Below are 17,227 nucleotides of genomic sequence, written 5' to 3'. Positions count from 1 at the left end.
CATCGGTCGTGTCAGCGGCTCGGGGTGGTCTCGCGGACGCGCGGCGCGGGGCTCGTCGGCTGGGACGGTCCGGTGCTCCTCGTCAGCCACAGGGCCGTGAACGCCGCTGTGGCGAGGGTGACGATGCCCGCGACGATGAAGGCGCTGGTGAGGCCGTCCTCGAAGGACGCGCCGCTGGACTGGCGGCTGCGGACGACGGCGCCGAGCACCGCGACGCCGAGGACGGCGCCGATCTGCCGGGTGGTGCTGCTGACGCCCGAGGCCAGGCCGCCCTCCTGCGGGGCGACCGACTGGATGGCCGCGCCGGTCAGCGGGGACAGGGTCAGGGCGAAGCCGATGCCCACGATGGCCAGCCGCCACCACACGTTGCCATAGCCGGTGTCGGCATGGACGAAGCCCAGGGCGAGCAACCCCGCTCCGGCCAGGGCCAGGCCGGTGGTGACCATGATGCGGAACCCGTACCGGGCGGCGAGCCGTCCCGCGAACGGGCTGACGACGACCATCGCGAGCGTGGCGGGCAGCGTCTGGACGCCGGCCCGCAGGATCGAGCTGCCCTGGACGTAGACGAAGAACTGGGAGAAGAAGAACGACGAGCCCATGAGCGCGAACCCGACCACGACCATCGCGGTGTTCGAGACGGTGAACAGCCGCTGACGGAACAGCCGCAGGGGCAGCATCGGCGCTGAAACCCGTCCCTCGACGATGACGAAGGCGGCGAGAACCACGGCCGCGGCGGCGAAGCTGCCGAGGATCACCGGTGAGGTCCAGCCGCGGGAGCCGCCCTCGATCAGCCCGTAGGTGAGCGCCCCCACGCCCAGGACGGACAGGACCGTCCCCGGGACGTCGATCGCCGGCGCGTTCGGGTTGCGGGACTCGTCCAGCACGCGCAGCCCGGCGACCAGCAGGACGGCGCCGACGGGCAGGTTGACCAGGAAGATGGCGGGCCAGCCGAAGGCCTCCACCAGGACGCCGCCGGCCACGGGTCCGGCGGCCAGGCCGATGCCGCTGAACCCGGCCCACAGCCCGATCGCCCTGACCCGTTCCTGCGCGACCGGGTAGGCGGCGGTGAGCAGGGTGAGCGAGGCGGGGCTCAGCGCCGCGGCGCCGATGCCCTGCAGCACCCGTCCGGTGATCAGCCAGCCGATCGAGGGCGCGACCGAGCACAGGCCGGACGCGGCGGTGAACACCACGACACCGGCCAGGAAGATCTTCTTGCGGCCGAACCGGTCGGCGAAGACGCCGCCGGACAGCAGCAGCATGGCGACCAGCAGGACGTAGGCGTCGACGATCCACTGCAGCCCGGTCAGCTGGGTGTGCAGCCGCCGCTGCATGTCGGGCAGCGCCGCCCCGACGATCGTGTTGTCGAGCAGGACCATGAACTGCCCCAGGCAGGTCACCGCGAGCAGCGCCGCCCGGTTCGTCCTGGCCACCGGCGATGCAGACGTCATCGTTCCTCCTAAAGCAGTCCGCTACTGCGTTAGGAACCTAGACGATGGGCGACACAAACGCAACTGCTGACTGCGATAAGGTGGAGGCATGAACGAGGGAACACCGGTCCGGCGGCCCGGCGGGCGCAGCGCCCGCGTCCGGGCGGCGGTGCACCAGGCCGTCACCGACCTGGTCGGCGAGCGCGGCTACGGCGAATTCACCGTCGGGGACGTCGCGGCCCGCGCGGGCGTGGCCGACACCAGCATCTACCGCCGCTGGGGCAATCTGGAGGCCCTGCTCACCGACGTGGCCCTGGCGCGCCTGAACGCGCAGTCGCCGATGCCCGACACCGGCACCCTGGCCGGTGACCTGCACGCTTACGCGGCCCAGGTGGCGCGCGAGATCACCGGACCGGACGGCCTGGCGGTGCTGCGCCTGACCGTCGCCCTGTCCAACCGGGGCGAGCAGGGCCTCAAGGCGCGCGACGAATTCCTGGCCGAACGCACCGAGTTCATCCAGGGCATGCTCGACCGCGCCGCCGAACGCGGCGAACAGCCACCCGACGTGCTGGACGTCCTGGACCACATCATGGCCCCGATGTACATCCGCGTCCTGTTCGGCGCGGGCCCCCTCACCCCCGACTACATCGCCGGCCTGGTCGACCGCCTACTCGCACAGCCCTGATCCCTGCCCTCCGGCGAACACGCGGACCGAACAGCCCCGGGACGCGATCTGGACAGAGCCCTCGTCGGCTGTAATGTGCCGGTCTGGGCCAAGCGCCTCGTTCGAGCGGAGTTCCGGCCTGGAGGGTGGAGGGCACAGGTGCGGCTGATCGGTCACTCCCGGCGCATCATGCTGGCCATGTGCGCGCTCGCTCCCTCCCTGTTCGTTGCAGGATGCGGCCCCGCGCAAGTCGGCTTCACCGGCATATCAAGAGCGAGCACAGGCGAACTCATCGGAGTCGTACAGGTCTGTCGGAGTTCCGTGGACGAAGCGGTGCTGAGAGTGAGCGACGGCGACACGAAGATCCGATGGCGTCATTCCGGTCCGGTGCGGGACTTCAGCACGTGGCCCCTCGCGACGGGCGGAAACGGCTGGGTACGGGACGGAGACCCTAACCTTCTGCGCGAGTACCGCGATTTCGACCTCGCCGCGTACGCAGGTAACTCCGCGACCACCCTCGCCGTGGACTTCACTCAAGACAGCCTGGCGAACCTCGCCGTCGGTACCGTCTTGTACTTCTACAGCCCTCCCGGTTCGAACGGGTACGTGACGGCCCACGTCTCGTCCCTGGCGGAGTTCCGACGGATCGTATGCAGTAAATAGGCCTGCCGTTCATTGCCGAAACCCGTCCCCCGTGCGACGGCACAGGTCCGCGTACAGGTCTTCGGCAGGGGCGAGTCCGCGCTGTCGGTGCGTCGCGGGGATGTGCCGGGCCAACGTCCATCACCGGCCTGACCCCGGTTCCGCTTCGGGGCGGGCGGCCCCCATCTGAGGGACCAAGGTCCCTGGGGACGCGAGGCGCGGACCGGAAGGCTGGGGGCATCGCACCAACCGCGTCCGTCGCGAGCACCGCATCTCCGAGAGGTGAGCACATGGCCGAGCAGACGCAGGACACCCACGGCCCCGGCCTCCGCATCCATGTCACCGGCCGGGAAGGCGAGGCCAGGCGCATCGCGGTGTGCGGCGATCTCGACATCGCGACGGCCGAGACGCTCCGCGCCGTGTTCGCCGGCGCGTCCGGCGAAAGCGTCAGCCGGATCGTGGTGGATCTGAGCGGGGTGTCGTTCTGCGACTCCTCGGGCCTGTCGGCCCTGGTCGACGCGGAGGCCGCCGCGCGAGCCGCGGGCATCCGGTTCACGCTGGCACGGCCGCACCACCGGATGGCCGAGCTGCTGCGCATCACCTGCCTGGACCGGCACTTCCACATCGCCGCCGAGGTCCCGACCGGCTCAGCTCGGCACTGACGCCGCGGCGGTGAAGCCACACTGGTCGCGGCGGCGAAGCCGCACTGTTCGTCCTCCGGTTCCAGTACCAGCGTCACCGTGTCGGGGCAGTTCGCGTCACCGTGTTGGGCAGCGGCGTCATTGGGGTCAGTGGTCCGGCCACAGGGTCTCTCCGGGGCGGGCCTGAGCGGGGTGGGTGTAGACGTCCATCAGCCGCATGCGAGCAGGGCCAGGAGTCGGCGGCCGGTGGGACCTTTGCCCCTCGGTCACCCCGAGGAGCAGGTCACCTTCCATAGGGACTCGGCCAGCGCGACGAAGCGGTAGCCCTGGCGCCGGAAGGCGGCTCGGTCATCGGCGGCCAGGGCGGCCAGCAGGTCGTCCTCGGCGATCGCCAGCCGCCGCACCCGGCATTCCAGCAGCCGCGCCACCGGGGCCCGGCGCGGGCTGCGGCCCAGACCGTCCAGGCGCAGGTCGCGCAGGGCGGTCAAGGCCGAGAGCACCCCGGCGGCGTCCTCGGCGACCCGGGGACGGGCACCGCCTTCGGCCGTGATCGCCAGTCGGACGCCGGCCAGCCCTCGCGCCACCGCCTGTTGCAGATCCCGGATCGTCGCGGTCTCAACGCGCACCAGCAAGAGCGACACCAGCGTCCTCCTCGGCCATGGCCGGCGGCCACTCCCCCCGATTCTGCGAACCCGCCGCACGCCCTGCCAGGGTCCTTCGCCCCTCGGCCCCAGGACGTCCGTCGGGCAGGCGCCTGGTACCCAGCGGCGGAGCTTGACCGATGATCTACGAAAATCTGTTGTGATCAAGGTAGGTTTTCGCGCGGGCGGTGGTAGAGTTCCTGTCATCGAGACGAGACAAGTCCATGAGATGGGGCAGAGGACGAACTGCCCTGCGAGATGGGTGGCACGGGCCGGACGTGCCGGGGCCGGCGCAGTGGAAGGGGCTCTGGCAGACGGCGCCGTGCGGGGCGGTCAACGGACCGCCTTCAGAGTGACAGCAAGTAGGTGCACGACCAGGTAATGAAGTCGAAGAAGGGAGGGTTCGGCGCCATCGGGATCGCCCGTCGCAGGCTCCAGTCACGCCGCGCGGGTACCGCAGTTCCACAGAGAAGGCGGTGGTCTACGGTCACGCATTCGCGATCCCCGCGTCCCCGCTCTGCCGAGCGGACGGCGCGGAGCAGAACCGGTCATACAGCCGGATAGATGGTGTTGTTCCTCAACGGGGCCCCGGTGCCGCAGTCGGCACCGGGGCCCATGTCGGCGTCGGCCCGGCACGCACCCGCGTGATCGACACGGAAGGATCTATGGAATCTGGAACCACCGGGGCCACCGGCCCCACCGCCGCGGCCGGCGCCCCCTCCCACTCCCAGGACACCGGCGCGGACCCGCTCGACGACAAGCTCAACGACGAGGACTACCCGGCCTACAGCATGGGCCGCGCCGCCGAGCTGCTGAACGTCTCCCCCGCCTTCCTGCGAGCGCTGGACGCGGCCAAGCTGTTCGTCCCGCAGCGCTCGGCCGGCGGCCACCGCCGCTACTCCCGCTACCAGCTGCGCCTGGCCCACCGCGTCCGCGACCTGGTCGACCAGGGCACCGCGCTGGAAGCCGCCTGCCGCATCATCATCCTGGAAGACCAGCTCGCCGAGGCCCAGCAGATCAACGCCCGACTCCGGCGGCGCCTCGACCCGGACCCCGACCAAAGCCCCTCTGAAGCGGGCACTGACCTCCACTGACGCAGGCCGCCACATCCCGTCGCATATGTGGGTCGGGAGGTGGCGGCGAGAAGCGTGGTGACCGGTGGCGCGATATCGGCGCGTGCGGTCACGGCGTCGAGGGCGAAGTGCGCGGTGAAGGCGTGAGGACGGCGCGGGTGGACGCAGCGATCTGTAGGTCTTCGCGGGCGGTGACCACGGCGATGCCGGCGGCGGAGCCGGGGGCGGTCAGGACGGTATCGCCGCGGGCGGTGGTGTTGGCGGTGGCGTCCAGGCGCAGGCCGAGGAAGGACAGGTCGGCGGTGAGGCGGCGGCGGGTTTCGGGGTCGTGTTCGCCGACGCCGCCGGTGAAGACCAGGGCGTCCAGGCCACCGAGCGCGGCGGCCATCGCGGCGGCGCAGGCGCGCAGGCGGTGGTGGTAGACGGCCAGGGCGAAGGATGCGGTGTCGTCTCCGGCGGCCTCACGGGCGCGGAGATCGCGCATGTCGCCGGTGCCGGCGAGGGCGCGCAGGCCGGAGCGGTGCTCCAGCGCGTCGGTGATCTCCCCGGCCGGGACGCCGTGGTCGAGCAGCCACAGCGGGAGGGCCGGGTCGATGCTGCCCGGGCGGGTGGCCATGACCAGCCCCTCCAGCGGGGTGAAGCCCATAGTGGTGTCGACCGACCGGCCGTCGGCGACCGCCGCCAGGGACGCGCCGGACCCCAGATGGCAGATCACGATGCGGCGGACCGGGCCGAACAGCTCGGGGGCGCGGCGGGCGGCGTGGGCGTGGGAGAGGCCGTGGAAGCCGTAGCGGCGGATGGCGAAGCGTTCGAGCCACTCGGCGGGCAGCGCGTAGGTCGCAGCGGCGGCCGGCAGGGTGGCGTGGAAGGCGGTGTCGAAGGAGGCGACGGCCGGGACGTCCGGCAGCGCGCGGCGCACCTCGCCGAGCGCGTACAGCGACAACGGCTGGTGCAGGGGCGCGAGGTCGACCAGCGCGTGCAGGCGCTTGGCCACCTCGTCGTCGACCAGGACCGGGCCTTCGAAGCCACGTCCGCCGTGGACGAACCGGATGCCGACCGCGTCCGGGGCGGGCATGCGGGCCACCGCGTCCAGGACGCGTTCGGCCTCGCGGTCGGCGCCGCCGGTAGGCAGGTCGGCGTGGTGGACGAGGGTTCCGTCGGCGTCCAGCAGCGCGAGTTTGACGCTGCTGGAGCCGGGGTTGACGGTCAGCACGCGCATCAGAACATCCACCTACAGTCGGCGGGCATTAGTACGGCCATCTCCAGTCGCGGATCTCCGGGGCGTCCTCGCCGTGCTCGCGAGTGTGGGCGCGAGCACGGAGGCGCTGGTCGGACATGCGCTGGCGGACGTGCCCGACCCGTCCGCCCAGGGACGGGACACGGTCGATGACGTCCATGACCAGGTGGAAGCGGTCCAGGTCGTTGAGCATGACCATGTCGAACGGCGTGGTCGTGGTGCCTTCCTCCTTGTAGCCGCGCACGTGCAGGTGGACGTGCCCGTGGCGGCGGTAGGTCAGGCGGTGGATCAGGTACGGGTAGCCGTGGAAGGCGAAGATGACCGGTTTGTCGGTGGTGAACACCGCGTCGTACTCGGCGTCCGACAGGCCGTGCGGGTGCTCCTCGGCAGGTTGCAGGCGCATCAGGTCCACCACGTTCACCACCCGGACGCGCAGCTCGGGGAAGTACTGGCGCAGGATGTCGGCGGCGGCGAGGGTCTCCAGGGTCGGGACGTCGCCGGCGCAGGCGAGGACGACGTCGGGGTCGGCGCCGCCCTCGGTGCTCGCCCACTCCCAGATGCCGACGCCGCGCTCGCAGTGCCGGACGGCCTCGTCGATCGGCAGCCAGACGGGCGCGGGTTGCTTGCCCGCGACGATGACGTTGACGTAATCGCGCGAGCGGAGGCAGTGGTCGGCGACCGACAGCAGCGTGTTGGCGTCCGGCGGCAGGTAGACCCGCGTGATCTCGGCCTTCTTGTTCAGGACGACGTCCAGGAAGCCCGGATCCTGGTGGGTGAAGCCGTTGTGGTCCTGCCGCCACACGTGCGAGGACAGCAGGTAGTTCAGCGAGCCGACCGGCCGCCGCCACGGCAGGTGCCGGGCGACCTTCAGCCACTTGGCGTGCTGGTTGAACATCGCGTCCACGATGTGGGCGAACGCCTCGTAGGTGTTGAACAGGCCGTGCCGCCCGGTCAGCAGGTAGCCCTCCAGCCAGCCCTGGCACAGGTGCTCGCTCAGCACCTCCATCACCCGGCCGGACGGCGCCAGATGCTCGTCGGTACCGTAGCGCTCGCCGGCGAAGACGCGGTCGGTCACCTCGAACACCGCGCCGAGCCGGTTGGAGGCCGTCTCGTCCGGCCCCATGATCCGGAAGGTGGACGGGTTGGCGGCCACCACGTCCCGCAGGTACTCGCCGAGGACGCGGGTGGCCTCGGCGGTCGCGGTGCCGTACTTGTCCACCGGCACGGCGTGCGTCCGCAGCTCGGGCAGCTCCAGCGGACGCAGCAGCAGACCACCGTTGGCATGCGGGTTGGCGCTCATCCGCCGCTCCCCCACCGGGGCCACCTCGCGCAGCGCCGCCACCGGACGCCCGTCCGGGCCGAACAGCTCACCGGGACGGTAGGACCGCAGCCATTCCTCCAACTGCGCCAGGTGCTCGGGGTTCTCGCGGACGCCGGGCAGCGGCACCTGATGGGCGCGCCAGGTCCCCTCGACCGGCAGCCCGTCCACCTCGGCCGGGCCGGTCCAGCCCTTGGGCGTCCGCAGGATGATCATCGGCCAGCGCGGGCGTCCGGTGGTCGCACCGCCGCGCGCTTGCCGCTGGATGCCGGCGATCGCGTCCAGCGCGTCGTCCAGGGCGGCGGCCATCGCGCGGTGCATGCGGACGGGATCGTCCCCGGACACCAGCACCGGCGCGTAGCCGTAGCCCTGGAACAAGCGCAGCAGCTCGTCCTCGGGGATACGGGCCAGCACCGCCGGATTAGCGATCTTGTAGCCGTTCAGGTGCAGGATCGGCAGCACCGCGCCGTCGTGCACCGGGTCGACGAACTTGGTCGCATGCCAACCGGCCGCCAGCGGACCAGTCTCGGCCTCACCGTCCCCGACGACGCACGCCACCACCAGGTCCGGATTGTCGAAGGCCGCGCCGTAGGCGTGCGCGAGCGAGTACCCCAGCTCCCCGCCCTCATGGATCGACCCGGGCGTCTCCGGCGCGACGTGGCTGGGGACGCCGCCGGGGAAGGAGAACTGCCGGAACAGCCGCCCCATGCCCGCCGCGTCCTGCGGGACGTGCGGGTAGACCTCCGAATAGGCCCCCTCCAGCCAGGCGTTCGCCACCGCCGCCGGCCCGCCGTGCCCCGGCCCCATGATGTAGATCATGTCCAGGTCGCGCGTCCGGATCGCCCGGTTCAGGTGGACGTAGCAGAAGTTCAACCCCGGCGAGGTCCCCCAGTGGCCCAGCAGGCGCGGCTTGATGTGCTCGGGCCGCAGCGCCTCGCGCAGCAGCGGGTTGGCCATCAGGTAGATCTGCCCGACCGAAAGGTAGTTGGCCGCCCGCCACCAGGCGTCCATCCGGTCCAGCTCGGCATCGGTCAACGACACGGCATCCTCCAACGGGTCTCCGGGTCAGCGGGGCGGATGAGGGCCAGGGGGCAGTGGACGTGGTGGAGCAGGCCGTGGGTCACCGAGCCGAGGCGGGGGATGCCGGAGATCAGGCGGTTGCGCGGAGCGACGATCAGCAGGTCGGCGGCGTCGGAGGCGTTCGCGAGCGCGGCGACCGGGTGCCCGATCTCCACCGACGCCATCACCTCGGTCTGGGGGAATGACTTGCGCCAGGGGTCCAGCAGCACGTCCATGCGTTCGCCGAGCCGGTCGCGGACCTCCGCCTCGTCCACCGCGTAGCCGTAGTCGGCGTACCCGGCGAGGGCCTGCCAGACGTGCACCACCCACAGCCGCACGCCGCGCAGTTCGGCGGTCTCGAAGGCGTACCGGAGCGTCATCTCCCGGTCGTCGGCCAGGTCCACGCCCAGGAAGATCTCGCCGCGCCCGGGGTCGGGGTCGCCGCGGACGATGACGAGCGGCCCGGCGGCGCGCTCGGCCAGGTACCGTCCGGTCGAGCCGAGCAGCAGGCTGGCGAAGCCGCCGTGTCCGCGATGTCCGACGACGGTCTCGAACCCTCGGGCCGACTCCTCGCGGAGCAGCGCCCCGGGCTCCTCGGCGGCCAGCACACCGACGACCTCCAGGTCCGGGTGCCGGGCGCGGACGGTCTTCTCGGCCTCGGCGAGGACGGCGCGTCCGGCTGCAGTGAGGGTCTCGGCCCGCTGCGGCGGCGCGAACAGCGGCGCCTTGGACGGCCAGGACTCCACCGCATGCACGATCCGCAGCGGACGGCTGCACCGCGCGGCCTCATCCGCCGCCCAGATCACCGCGCGCTCGGCGGACGACGAACCGTCGACGCCGACGACAATGGGTTGTTCGGTCATGGCACTCAGCTCCTACCTGCGTCCCGGTCCTTTCCGGGACGGCTGCCGCGCGGCGGACCGCGCTGCTGATCAGGGAGAGGCGGTTCATCCGGGCCTCACCTTGGCGGCCTGTCTCCCGCACCCGGCGGCGTGGACGATCGCCACCGGGCGGGCCCCGTCGCCAGGACGGCCTGGGTCACCGGTCCCAGCGGCATTCCGGGGGCGGCGCCCAGCCCTCGCGCCCTCACGACCAGCAGGTCGGCATCGGCCGACGCGTCCGCCAGCACTCGCGGCGGATGCCCCAGGACGAAGCGCGTCTCCATCGCCACCTCGGCGAAGTCGGCGCGCATCTGGGTCGCGGAGGTCTCGAAGCGCATCCGCGCGCCGCGTTTCAGCGCGTCCGGGACGGTGAACGGCAGCCATTGGATGCCTGGACGCAGCGCCGGGTCCTCCCACACGCACATCACCGCCAGCGCCGCCTTGCGCAGGCGCGCCTCCCGGAATCCGAACCTCAGCGCCGCGGTGGCGTCCGGCGAGCCGTCCACCCCCACCACCACCCGCGCCGCCGTACGGCCCGTCCCCTCGTGGGCCGGGACCACCACCACGGGATGGTCGGTATGGGCCGGTACCTGAAGGGCGGTCGATCCGGCCGCCAACCCGTCGAACCCTCCCCGGCCGCGGCTGCCGACCACCACCAACCCCGCCATCCGGGACGCCGCGACCAGCACGCCGCTGGCCGAACCGCGCACCAGCGCCTGGTCCACCGCCACGTCCTCGCCCGCCTTGCGCGCCAGCCGGACGGCGTCCTCCAGCACGAGCGCGCCCATCGCCTCGGCCACGCGCCGGGCCGGGGCGCTGCGCTCGTCATCGGGATAGGGCCAGTTCCAGGCATGGCACACCAGCAGTTGCACCTCGCGCCGACGCGCCTCGTCCACCGCCCAATCCACCGCACCGTCGCTGGCAGGCGAACCGTCCACCCCGACCACAACACCTTCGGCGCCGGTCCGTGCACCCATTTCCGCCTCCTGGTCACAGCACCTCCACCGTGTGATGCGACCGCGTCCGGCGGCAGGGTCGTGCGTCGGTCGCCGATGGGACCAACGTCCGCTCCCCTGCTCAGGGCTCACGTCCGCGATGAGCAGGGGCGCTGCGGCGGCCGACGGGCGTTATCCGGGGAGGCTCGGCTCTGCGGTGCGGGCGTGGTGGGCGAGGCGGTTGACGATGAGGTCGATGTCTTCGCGGGTGGTGCGGTAGTTGGTGATGCAGGCTCGGATTCCTTTGCGGCCGTTAAGGGAGGCCGGGCCGAGGAGGGCGGTTCCTTCGCTTGCGAGGGTGGCCAGGAGGGCGGTGTGGTCGGCGTCGCTTGCGTTGTTGATGCGGAAGCAGACGGCGGTAAGGGGCACCGGCGCTATGAGCCGCAGGTGCGGTTCGGCCTGGATGCGTTCGGCGAGGTACTGGGCCAGGGCGAGGGTGTGGTCGATGGCTTTCCGGAACGTTTCGGTTCCGAAGGTCTGCAGAGCGGCCCAGACCTTGAGCGCTTTGAAGCTGCGGGACAGTTGCGGGCCGTAGTTCATGAAGTCGAGCATCAAGGGGTCGTCGTTGACGGTCAGGTAGGAGGAGTGGACGGCGAAGGCGGCGCGTAGCTTCTCGCTATCGCGGACGATCAGGCAGCCGGCCTCCAGCGGCGCGAAGAGCAGCTTGTGCGGGTCGAGCGCGATCGAGTCGGCGCGGGCGCAGGCACTGAATGCCTCGCGTTTGCGGTCGCTCAGGACGAACAGGGCCCCATAGGCGCCGTCGATGTGCAGCCAGAGGCGTTCGTCGCGGCATACGTCGGCGATCGCCTCGACGGGGTCGATGGAACCGCTGGTGACGGTGCCAGTGGTGGCGACCACGCAGAACGGTTCCAGCCCGGCGGCGCGATCGGCTTGGATGGCCGCCTTGAGTGCGTCCACTCGCATTCGGTAATCGGCGTCGGTTGGAATCTGGCGAACGTTATCCAGGCCGAGTCCCAGGATCGCCGCGGCCTTTTCCACGCACCGGTGGGCTTCCTTGGAGGTGTACAGGACGAGCGGAGGGCGGGCGTCCTGCAGTCCGGTCCGGCGGAAGTCGGGGCGCCGGTCGTGGAGGGCGGTGGTCAGGGCGTTGAGCGTGGCGATGGAACCGCCGCTGGTGAGGATTCCGCCTGCGGTGCCGGGGTATCGGAACAGCCCGGCGAGCCAGCTGATCACGGATCGTTCGATGACGCTCGCGGCGGGCGAGAGCTGCCAGAAGTTGCAGTTCTGGTTGATGGCGGCGGCGATGGCCTCGGCGTAGGGCGCGATGCCGTTCGGCGGTCCTTGCACATAGGCGAGGAATCGTGGATGGGCCACGGCTGTGGAGTTCGGCAGGATCTCGTCGCTGACCTTCCGGAAGAGCCGTTCGACGCCGATCCCCTGCTCCGGAAAGGGCTCTTGGAGCAGACCGGTCAGGACGTCACGGTCGACATCGGGGACGATTCGCGCGACGTCCGGGAGGTTGCGTTCGTGGTCGTCCAGGAATTCGGCAAGGAGGTGCCCGGCGAGCTTCCGGTCGCGCTCGTCCAGGGCCAGTAGCGGTGTCTGCCTCGCGGGCACGGCGTACCTCTGATCTCAGGAGCGGGATGGAGGAACTGCCTCGACAAACTAGCCAAGAAACGCTGAAATCCGATGCCAAAGATTGCTCGGAAGGCCGGTGCTATTAGCATCGGATGCCATGGATCGAGTGGATCGAGCAATCCTTGCGCACCTGATGCAGGACGGACGGCTGGCGAACACGGAGCTGGCCGATCTCGTCGGCCTGTCGCCGTCGCCGTGCCTGCGGCGGGTGCGCAACCTTGAGAGCAGAGGCGTCATCACCGGCTACCACGCCGCCGTCGACCCGGCCGCGATCGGCCGCGGCTTCCAGGTGCTGCTGCACGTGGAGATGGCACTCCAGGACCACGCGACGATCGAGGCGTTCGAAACCGAGATCGCCCGGATCGAGGAGGTCGTGGAGTGCCGTCGCATGTTCGGCCACCCCGACTACCTCATCTGGATCGCCGCCGCCGACCTGGGCGCCTACGAGCAGCTGTACATGGCCAAGCTCACCAGCCTGCCCGGCGTCGCCCGCACCAACTCCCAGTTCACGATGAAGACCGTCAAACCCGCCCCGGGCCGCCCCTAGAGGACGGACCGGGGCCTGGCTACCGCCAGGGACGGCGTCCCTAAGCGTCGGGGGTGATGTTCCAGGCGGGTTCGGCGATCTCGGGCAGCGGGGACGAGCGGAGGCGCGACAACGCGGCGCGCCATTCGGCGGACCAGTCGGCGTCGGCGCCGCCGCGGGCAACCAGACGGAGCGCCAGGAGTTGGGACGAGGTGTGGGCGCGGTCGATGAGCGCGTGGACGGTCGGCAGCAGGTCGCGCGAGACGGCTCCGCCGCTGTAATAGCCGCCGATGACGAGGTGTCCGTACTTGTCGTCGGCCAGGACGGGACGGTCGCGGAGCAGGTCGGCGAGCGCCACGAGGTCGGTGGAGATGTCGGCGTCGCTCTTGCGGCGCGCGTCGATCAACTGGATGTACAGGCCAGCGGCCGTGCCGGTGTGGAGCGGGTGGTCTGCCAGGATCGCCACGGCGTCGCGGAGCAGAGGCTCGATCCAGTCCTCGTCATGGAAGCGGCGGGCGAGGCTTTGCAGGGCGTTGGCCAGGGCGCGGACGCGGGGGCGGGTCAGGTTCTCGGGGGCCAGGCGTGCGAGGACGTCCAGGATCTCGTCACGCACGACGCCGACCTCGACCAGCGTCGCGAGCACTTGCGCCTGGGCGTCGCCGGACGGGTCGTCGGGGTCGGACGCGGCGGCGAGCGCCTCGGTGTGGTCGCCGGGATACCAGCGCGCCCATGCCGCGAACGCCTTGCGGCCCCGGAAACGGACGCCGGGCAGGTCCGCTGCCGTCAGGCAGGCCCGGATCAGCTCGGCCATGGCCGGACGTGCGTGCAAGGGGTATTCGGTCGGGTTCGCCTGGAAAAGCGACCTCAGCATTTCCTCAGAGGCGTGTTCGGCGGGGGCTTCGGCCAGCGCTTCGAGGGCGCGCGGGTCTTCGGGGAAATGGCGTAGGGCGACCGCCGTTGCCACACGGACGTCCCGGTGCAGATCAGGGTCGCGCCAAACTTCGAGAAGGATGCCTAGTGCGTTCGGTGGACGGTGTCGTTCCAGCAGGCGCGCGGCCTGCTTTCGGGCGGTGACCTTCGCGTTCGGCGCCGTGAGTACGGTTTGGAGTTCGTGGCCGAGCAGGAACGGCTGCGCGCTCGCGGCGCAGCGCGCCAGGGCCGCGACGGCGACGGACGAAGCGGGCCCATTGGCCTGGTCGAGCAGCAGGCGCAATGATTGCGGCGAATAGGAGAGTGCTTCGAGAGCGGCTTCGGCCATGACGCCTTCCGTTCCCGTCGCCCATTCTTGAAGGATCGTCGAAGCATCGGGAAGGCGGCCCAGTGAGGTGAGGGCGCGGATTCGGGTGGGCACGTCGAAGGTTTCGTCGCGGGCGGCCTCGTCCAGCCGGACGCGCGCGGTCTGCATCTGCGTCGGAGTCCAGTGGCCGGGACGGATGCCCGTGAGGTCCGGAATCCAGGGGCCGAAGCGGTTGTCGGGATCGTGGTCGAGAGTGAGCAGGTCGGTACGGCGGTTGGCGATCGTCCGCCAGACGGCGGGCAGCGCGATGGTGGCGGGGTCGTCGGCCAGCAGCACCGCAGCGCGTTCCGGGTGGTGCGCCAGGTAGAGGGTCGCGGCCGCCTTGGCGGTGTCCGCGGGAGCGTCGCGGACGGCAACGCGCAGGTCGTCCTCAAGTCCGGTGGGTCGGCGTCCGAAAGACGACGCAACCGCGACGGCCAGAGCGTGATCGCCTCGGTCGCGGGCCGCCTGGAGGTGCGGCGCGAACGCGGCGAGCAGCGCCGCCTCGCCGCCCTTCGGGATGGCGCGGTCGAGCCGGTGGTCGTCCCGAGGCAATGCGGGTCTGCTCCAGCGCCGGGACCGGCGGCCCTGCGGCTCGGCTTCGGCCGCGCGCAGTGTCGCCGGGCCGAAACGGCCGAGGAGGTCGGCCAGCGCGTCGATCGCCCAAGCCGTCAGCTCGGGCTCGGTGCGGTGCCGCAGAACGCGGACGGCCAGGCGTCGAACAGCTCGGACCGTGCTGAACGAGAGATCGCGGGACTCGGTGACGGCCTTGGTCAGCTCGCGCAGCGGGTCCGCGCATGCGCGTGAGAGCGCGCGAGGGCTGAGTACGGTGACCGCGTCGAACAGCTCGGCGCGCAGCGGGTCCGGCTCGTTCCGGACGCGCCGGACGATCGCCGCGAGCCGTTCGGCGACCAGCGCCGGATCGCCGGTCCGGGCCGCGTTCGCCAGCAGCAGCGTCCGCTTCGCCGCGCCGCCGGGGATCGCCGCCCAGCGACGCCTCGACCAGCGTTGCGGCGGCCTCCTCGTACGGCAGGTAGGACGTGAGCCGGAGCGGGATGTCCGGATCGTCCAGGCGGGTGCGGGACGAGTGCCAGACCGACTCGTACCAGTCCAGCAAGCGGCGCGCCTCGCGGGCGGCGAGGTCCGGGGACAGCCAGGGCAGCAGCGGCATGACCGCGCCCGCCGGGAGCGATCCGCCCGATTTCTCGACGGTCAGGCGGAAGACGGCGTCGCGGCGTCCGGGCGGCAGGTCGGCGAGCAGGGGGCCGCCGCTGTATGGCCGTCGCAGGAGGCGTGCGGCGACCACGTCGTCCGGGGCGTGGCGAGTGTCGAGCAGGTGGGGCGCGATGGCGCGGCGTTCCGCGCGCAGCAGCTCGGCGAAGCGTTCGGGAGCGGCCCGGTAGAGGGCGGCCACGACCGGCCGGGGCAGCTGGCGGGACAAGCCCAGCAGTCCGGTGCTCACCAGGACGTCGAGGGTGCGGTGCGGGCGTTCCGCGGCGGCTACGGTGATGCCGGTCTGGCGACGGCGTAGCCAGATCCAGCGGTTCGCGCCGTCCGCCAAGATCTCGCGTTCGGCCAGGTCCAGGAAGGCGTCCGGGTGGCGTCCGGCCAGGGCCCGCCACATCGTGACGGCGTGCGCAAGGTCTGGCAGGAGGCGCGCGACGGTCTCCGACGAGCAGGCGGGCAGCAGCGCGGCCGCCTCGCGGTCGCCGTACTGGGCGCGGATCTCCGGCAGGATCCGGTCGGCCAGAGACTGGCGGCGGGCGTAGATCAGCGTCCGGTAGACGGCTCGGCGCAGGGCGGTCGGAGCGCCGTCCAGGACGGGCACGACATCGTCGTCCGGCACCGGCAGCGTCCGGACGGCCCGCAGCGCCGCTCGCCGCAGGTCCAGGTCGGGACCGGCCAGGGCATCGGCGACGAACGCGAGATGGCGCGCGGCCATCGCCATGTGCAGCGCGAGGTGCCGCTCGTACGGCCCGCGCTGGGACAGTTCGCCGAGCAGCGCGTCCAGTTCGGGGGTCCCGGCGAGGCGCCGGGCGTGCAGGGCCAGGGCGCGCATGCGGCGCGGGAAGGCCAGGAGGTCAACGTCGGCCGGCAGCCGGTCGGCTGCGGCGGGGCTCAACGGCCCGGGCGGAGGCCGCCCTTCCAGTCGATCATGCGCACGATCATGGCGGACGCCCACCCCGCACGCAACCCCCGCCCGCCCCGCCCAGAACCCGCACGATCCGCGGCAAGCCCGCCCGATCCGCTAGCAAGCCAGCCGCTCCGCCAGCGCGCGCCCGCCCAACCCGCTGGCAAGTCTGCCGATCCTCCGACAGACCGGGCCTCGGCAGCCCGTAGGTCAGTGCGTGTGGTCGGGGCGGGCCAGGGACGGGTCCTTGAGCAGGCGCATGAAGTTCTTGCGGCTGGCCTCGTCCACGTAGGTGTAGACGACCATCCGCGTGCCCGGGCGGACGCTCAGGTCGAACGAGGTGGTCCGGGTCGCGATCTTGCCGACGCGCGGGTAGTAGAAGTCCTTCTGGCAGGGCTGCGGGACGGCGACGTCCTGCGTCCGCCACAGCTCGTCGAAGCGCGGGCTGGCGTCCACGAGCCGCTCGACGAGCCGCTGGAACTCCGGGTCGTCGCGGTGCCGGACGTAGCGGTAGCGGAACATCGCGACGCTCTCGGCGACCTGCTCGTCGAGGTTGATGCAGGGGTTGCAGCAGGACGGGAGCGTGAAGAACTGCCACATCGAGTTCCGCTCCCCCTCGGGGGCCTCGGTGACGGCGGGGAACAGCGCCGAGTACGCGTCGTTCCAGGTCAGCGCGTCGCTGCGGGCGTTGGAGACCACCGCGGGCATCGGTTCGAGAGCGGTCAGGATCGTCCGGACGTCCTCGCTCAGGGCGGACACGATGTCCGGCTCGGGCGGCACCGCCACCTCCGACAGCCGGTACAGGTGCTCGCGCTCGACCGTGTCGAGGCGCAGCGTCCGGGAGATCGCGTCGAGCACCTGGGTGCTGACGTTGATCGGCCGGCCCTGCTCCAGCCAGGTGTACCAGGTCACCCCGACCCCGGCGAGCTGCGCGACCTCCTCGCGCCGCAGGCCGGGCGTGCGCCGTCGCGGGGCGGGCGGCAGCCCGACGTCCTCGGGTGTGATCCGCTCGCGCCTGCTGCGCAGGAACGCGGCCAGCTCGTCCCGGCGCCGGCGCCCGGTGGCCGTCCGCTGCTCGCTTACCGTAACCGTCACGCCTCCAGTCTCGCCGAACCCG

At 71.6% G+C, this 17,227-nt stretch carries 14 protein-coding genes; 5 read left to right on the top strand and 9 right to left on the bottom strand.

The features are described 5' to 3' along the window. Positions 1–11 precede the first annotated feature (11 nt). A complete protein-coding gene (locus tag FHU30_RS34805; protein ID WP_253881790.1) occupies positions 12–1,448 on the bottom strand; it encodes an MFS transporter in 1,437 nt (478 codons plus the stop codon). Between the two features lie 88 nt (positions 1,449–1,536). Between FHU30_RS34805 and FHU30_RS34800 the strand changes: the two genes are divergently transcribed. From FHU30_RS34800 to FHU30_RS34790, 3 genes are all read left to right on the top strand, one after another. Then, positions 1,537–2,112: a TetR/AcrR family transcriptional regulator gene (locus FHU30_RS34800; RefSeq protein ID WP_253881789.1), complete on the top strand. Its 576-nt coding sequence runs from the start codon at positions 1,537–1,539 to the stop codon at positions 2,110–2,112. Positions 2,113–2,250: 138 nt separating this feature from the next. Next, complete coding sequence (locus FHU30_RS34795; RefSeq protein ID WP_253881788.1) at positions 2,251–2,754, top strand: hypothetical protein; 504 nt, start codon at positions 2,251–2,253, stop codon at positions 2,752–2,754. Positions 2,755–3,023: 269 nt separating this feature from the next. Beyond that, positions 3,024–3,395: an STAS domain-containing protein gene (locus FHU30_RS34790; RefSeq protein WP_253881787.1), complete on the top strand. Its 372-nt coding sequence runs from the start codon at positions 3,024–3,026 to the stop codon at positions 3,393–3,395. A 245-nt stretch (positions 3,396–3,640) separates the two neighbouring features. Here FHU30_RS34790 and FHU30_RS34785 read toward each other — a convergent pair whose 3' ends face one another. Beyond that, complete coding sequence (locus tag FHU30_RS34785) at positions 3,641–4,015, bottom strand: hypothetical protein (RefSeq protein WP_253881786.1); 375 nt, start codon at positions 4,013–4,015, stop codon at positions 3,641–3,643. A 791-nt stretch (positions 4,016–4,806) separates the two neighbouring features. Here FHU30_RS34785 and FHU30_RS34780 point away from each other — a divergent pair. After that, positions 4,807–5,109 carry a MerR family transcriptional regulator gene (locus tag FHU30_RS34780; RefSeq protein WP_253881904.1) on the top strand — a complete coding sequence of 101 codons (303 nt, stop codon included), beginning with the start codon at positions 4,807–4,809 and terminating at the stop codon, positions 5,107–5,109. An 88-nt stretch (positions 5,110–5,197) separates the two neighbouring features. Here the strand turns inward: FHU30_RS34780 and FHU30_RS34775 are convergent, their stop codons facing one another. The 5 genes from FHU30_RS34775 to FHU30_RS34755 all read right to left on the bottom strand — a co-directional run bounded on the left by FHU30_RS34775 (position 5,198) and on the right by FHU30_RS34755 (position 12,156). Beyond that, complete coding sequence (locus tag FHU30_RS34775) at positions 5,198–6,307, bottom strand: acetate/propionate family kinase (RefSeq protein WP_253881785.1); 1,110 nt, start codon at positions 6,305–6,307, stop codon at positions 5,198–5,200. Positions 6,308–6,335: 28 nt separating this feature from the next. Further along, positions 6,336–8,654: a phosphoketolase family protein gene (locus tag FHU30_RS34770; protein WP_301324122.1), complete on the bottom strand. Its 2,319-nt coding sequence runs from the start codon at positions 8,652–8,654 to the stop codon at positions 6,336–6,338. A gap of 20 nt (positions 8,655–8,674) precedes the next feature. After that, positions 8,675–9,565: a universal stress protein gene (locus FHU30_RS34765; RefSeq protein WP_253881783.1), complete on the bottom strand. Its 891-nt coding sequence runs from the start codon at positions 9,563–9,565 to the stop codon at positions 8,675–8,677. 95 nt (positions 9,566–9,660) lie between these two features. Next, entirely contained in the window at positions 9,661–10,560 is a 900-nt protein-coding gene (locus FHU30_RS34760; protein ID WP_253881782.1) for a universal stress protein, read from the bottom strand. A 150-nt stretch (positions 10,561–10,710) separates the two neighbouring features. Then, positions 10,711–12,156, bottom strand: a complete 1,446-nt coding sequence (locus tag FHU30_RS34755; protein WP_253881781.1) for a pyridoxal phosphate-dependent decarboxylase family protein — start codon at positions 12,154–12,156, stop codon at positions 10,711–10,713. Positions 12,157–12,274: 118 nt separating this feature from the next. Here FHU30_RS34755 and FHU30_RS34750 point away from each other — a divergent pair, with 118 nt between their 5' ends. Then, positions 12,275–12,724, top strand: a complete 450-nt coding sequence (locus FHU30_RS34750; RefSeq protein ID WP_253881780.1) for an Lrp/AsnC family transcriptional regulator — start codon at positions 12,275–12,277, stop codon at positions 12,722–12,724. Between the two features lie 40 nt (positions 12,725–12,764). Here the strand turns inward: FHU30_RS34750 and FHU30_RS34745 are convergent, their stop codons facing one another. Together FHU30_RS34745 and FHU30_RS34740 are read right to left on the bottom strand one after the other, a co-directional pair. Beyond that, on the bottom strand, positions 12,765–14,534 hold the full coding sequence (locus tag FHU30_RS34745) for a hypothetical protein (RefSeq protein WP_253881779.1): 1,770 nt from the start codon (positions 14,532–14,534) through the stop codon (positions 12,765–12,767). Positions 14,535–16,320: 1,786 nt separating this feature from the next. Continuing rightward, a complete protein-coding gene (locus FHU30_RS34740; protein ID WP_253881778.1) occupies positions 16,321–17,205 on the bottom strand; it encodes a helix-turn-helix transcriptional regulator in 885 nt (294 codons plus the stop codon). Positions 17,206–17,227 lie beyond the last annotated feature (22 nt).

The organism is Actinomadura rupiterrae (assembly GCF_024172125.1).
GTDB lineage: Bacteria > Actinomycetota > Actinomycetes > Streptosporangiales > Streptosporangiaceae > Spirillospora > Spirillospora rupiterrae.
This window is presented reverse-complemented; position numbering and strand designations above follow the sequence as displayed.

Excerpts from the sequence above, each read along its gene's own strand:
- FHU30_RS34750 (WP_253881780.1), top strand. The coding sequence starts at position 12,275 with ATGGATCGAGTGGATCGAGCAATCCTTGCGCACCTGATGCAGGACGGA.
- FHU30_RS34790 (WP_253881787.1), top strand. The coding sequence starts at position 3,024 with ATGGCCGAGCAGACGCAGGACACCCACGGCCCCGGCCTCCGCATCCAT.
- FHU30_RS34765 (WP_253881783.1), bottom strand. The coding sequence starts at position 9,565 with ATGACCGAACAACCCATTGTCGTCGGCGTCGACGGTTCGTCGTCCGCC.
- FHU30_RS34770 (WP_301324122.1), bottom strand. The coding sequence starts at position 8,654 with ATGGACGCCTGGTGGCGGGCGGCCAACTACCTTTCGGTCGGGCAGATC.
- FHU30_RS34805 (WP_253881790.1), bottom strand. The coding sequence starts at position 1,448 with ATGACGTCTGCATCGCCGGTGGCCAGGACGAACCGGGCGGCGCTGCTC.
- FHU30_RS34780 (WP_253881904.1), top strand. The coding sequence starts at position 4,807 with ATGGGCCGCGCCGCCGAGCTGCTGAACGTCTCCCCCGCCTTCCTGCGA.
- FHU30_RS34800 (WP_253881789.1), top strand. The coding sequence starts at position 1,537 with ATGAACGAGGGAACACCGGTCCGGCGGCCCGGCGGGCGCAGCGCCCGC.
- FHU30_RS34775 (WP_253881785.1), bottom strand. The coding sequence starts at position 6,307 with ATGCGCGTGCTGACCGTCAACCCCGGCTCCAGCAGCGTCAAACTCGCG.
- FHU30_RS34760 (WP_253881782.1), bottom strand. The coding sequence starts at position 10,560 with ATGGGTGCACGGACCGGCGCCGAAGGTGTTGTGGTCGGGGTGGACGGT.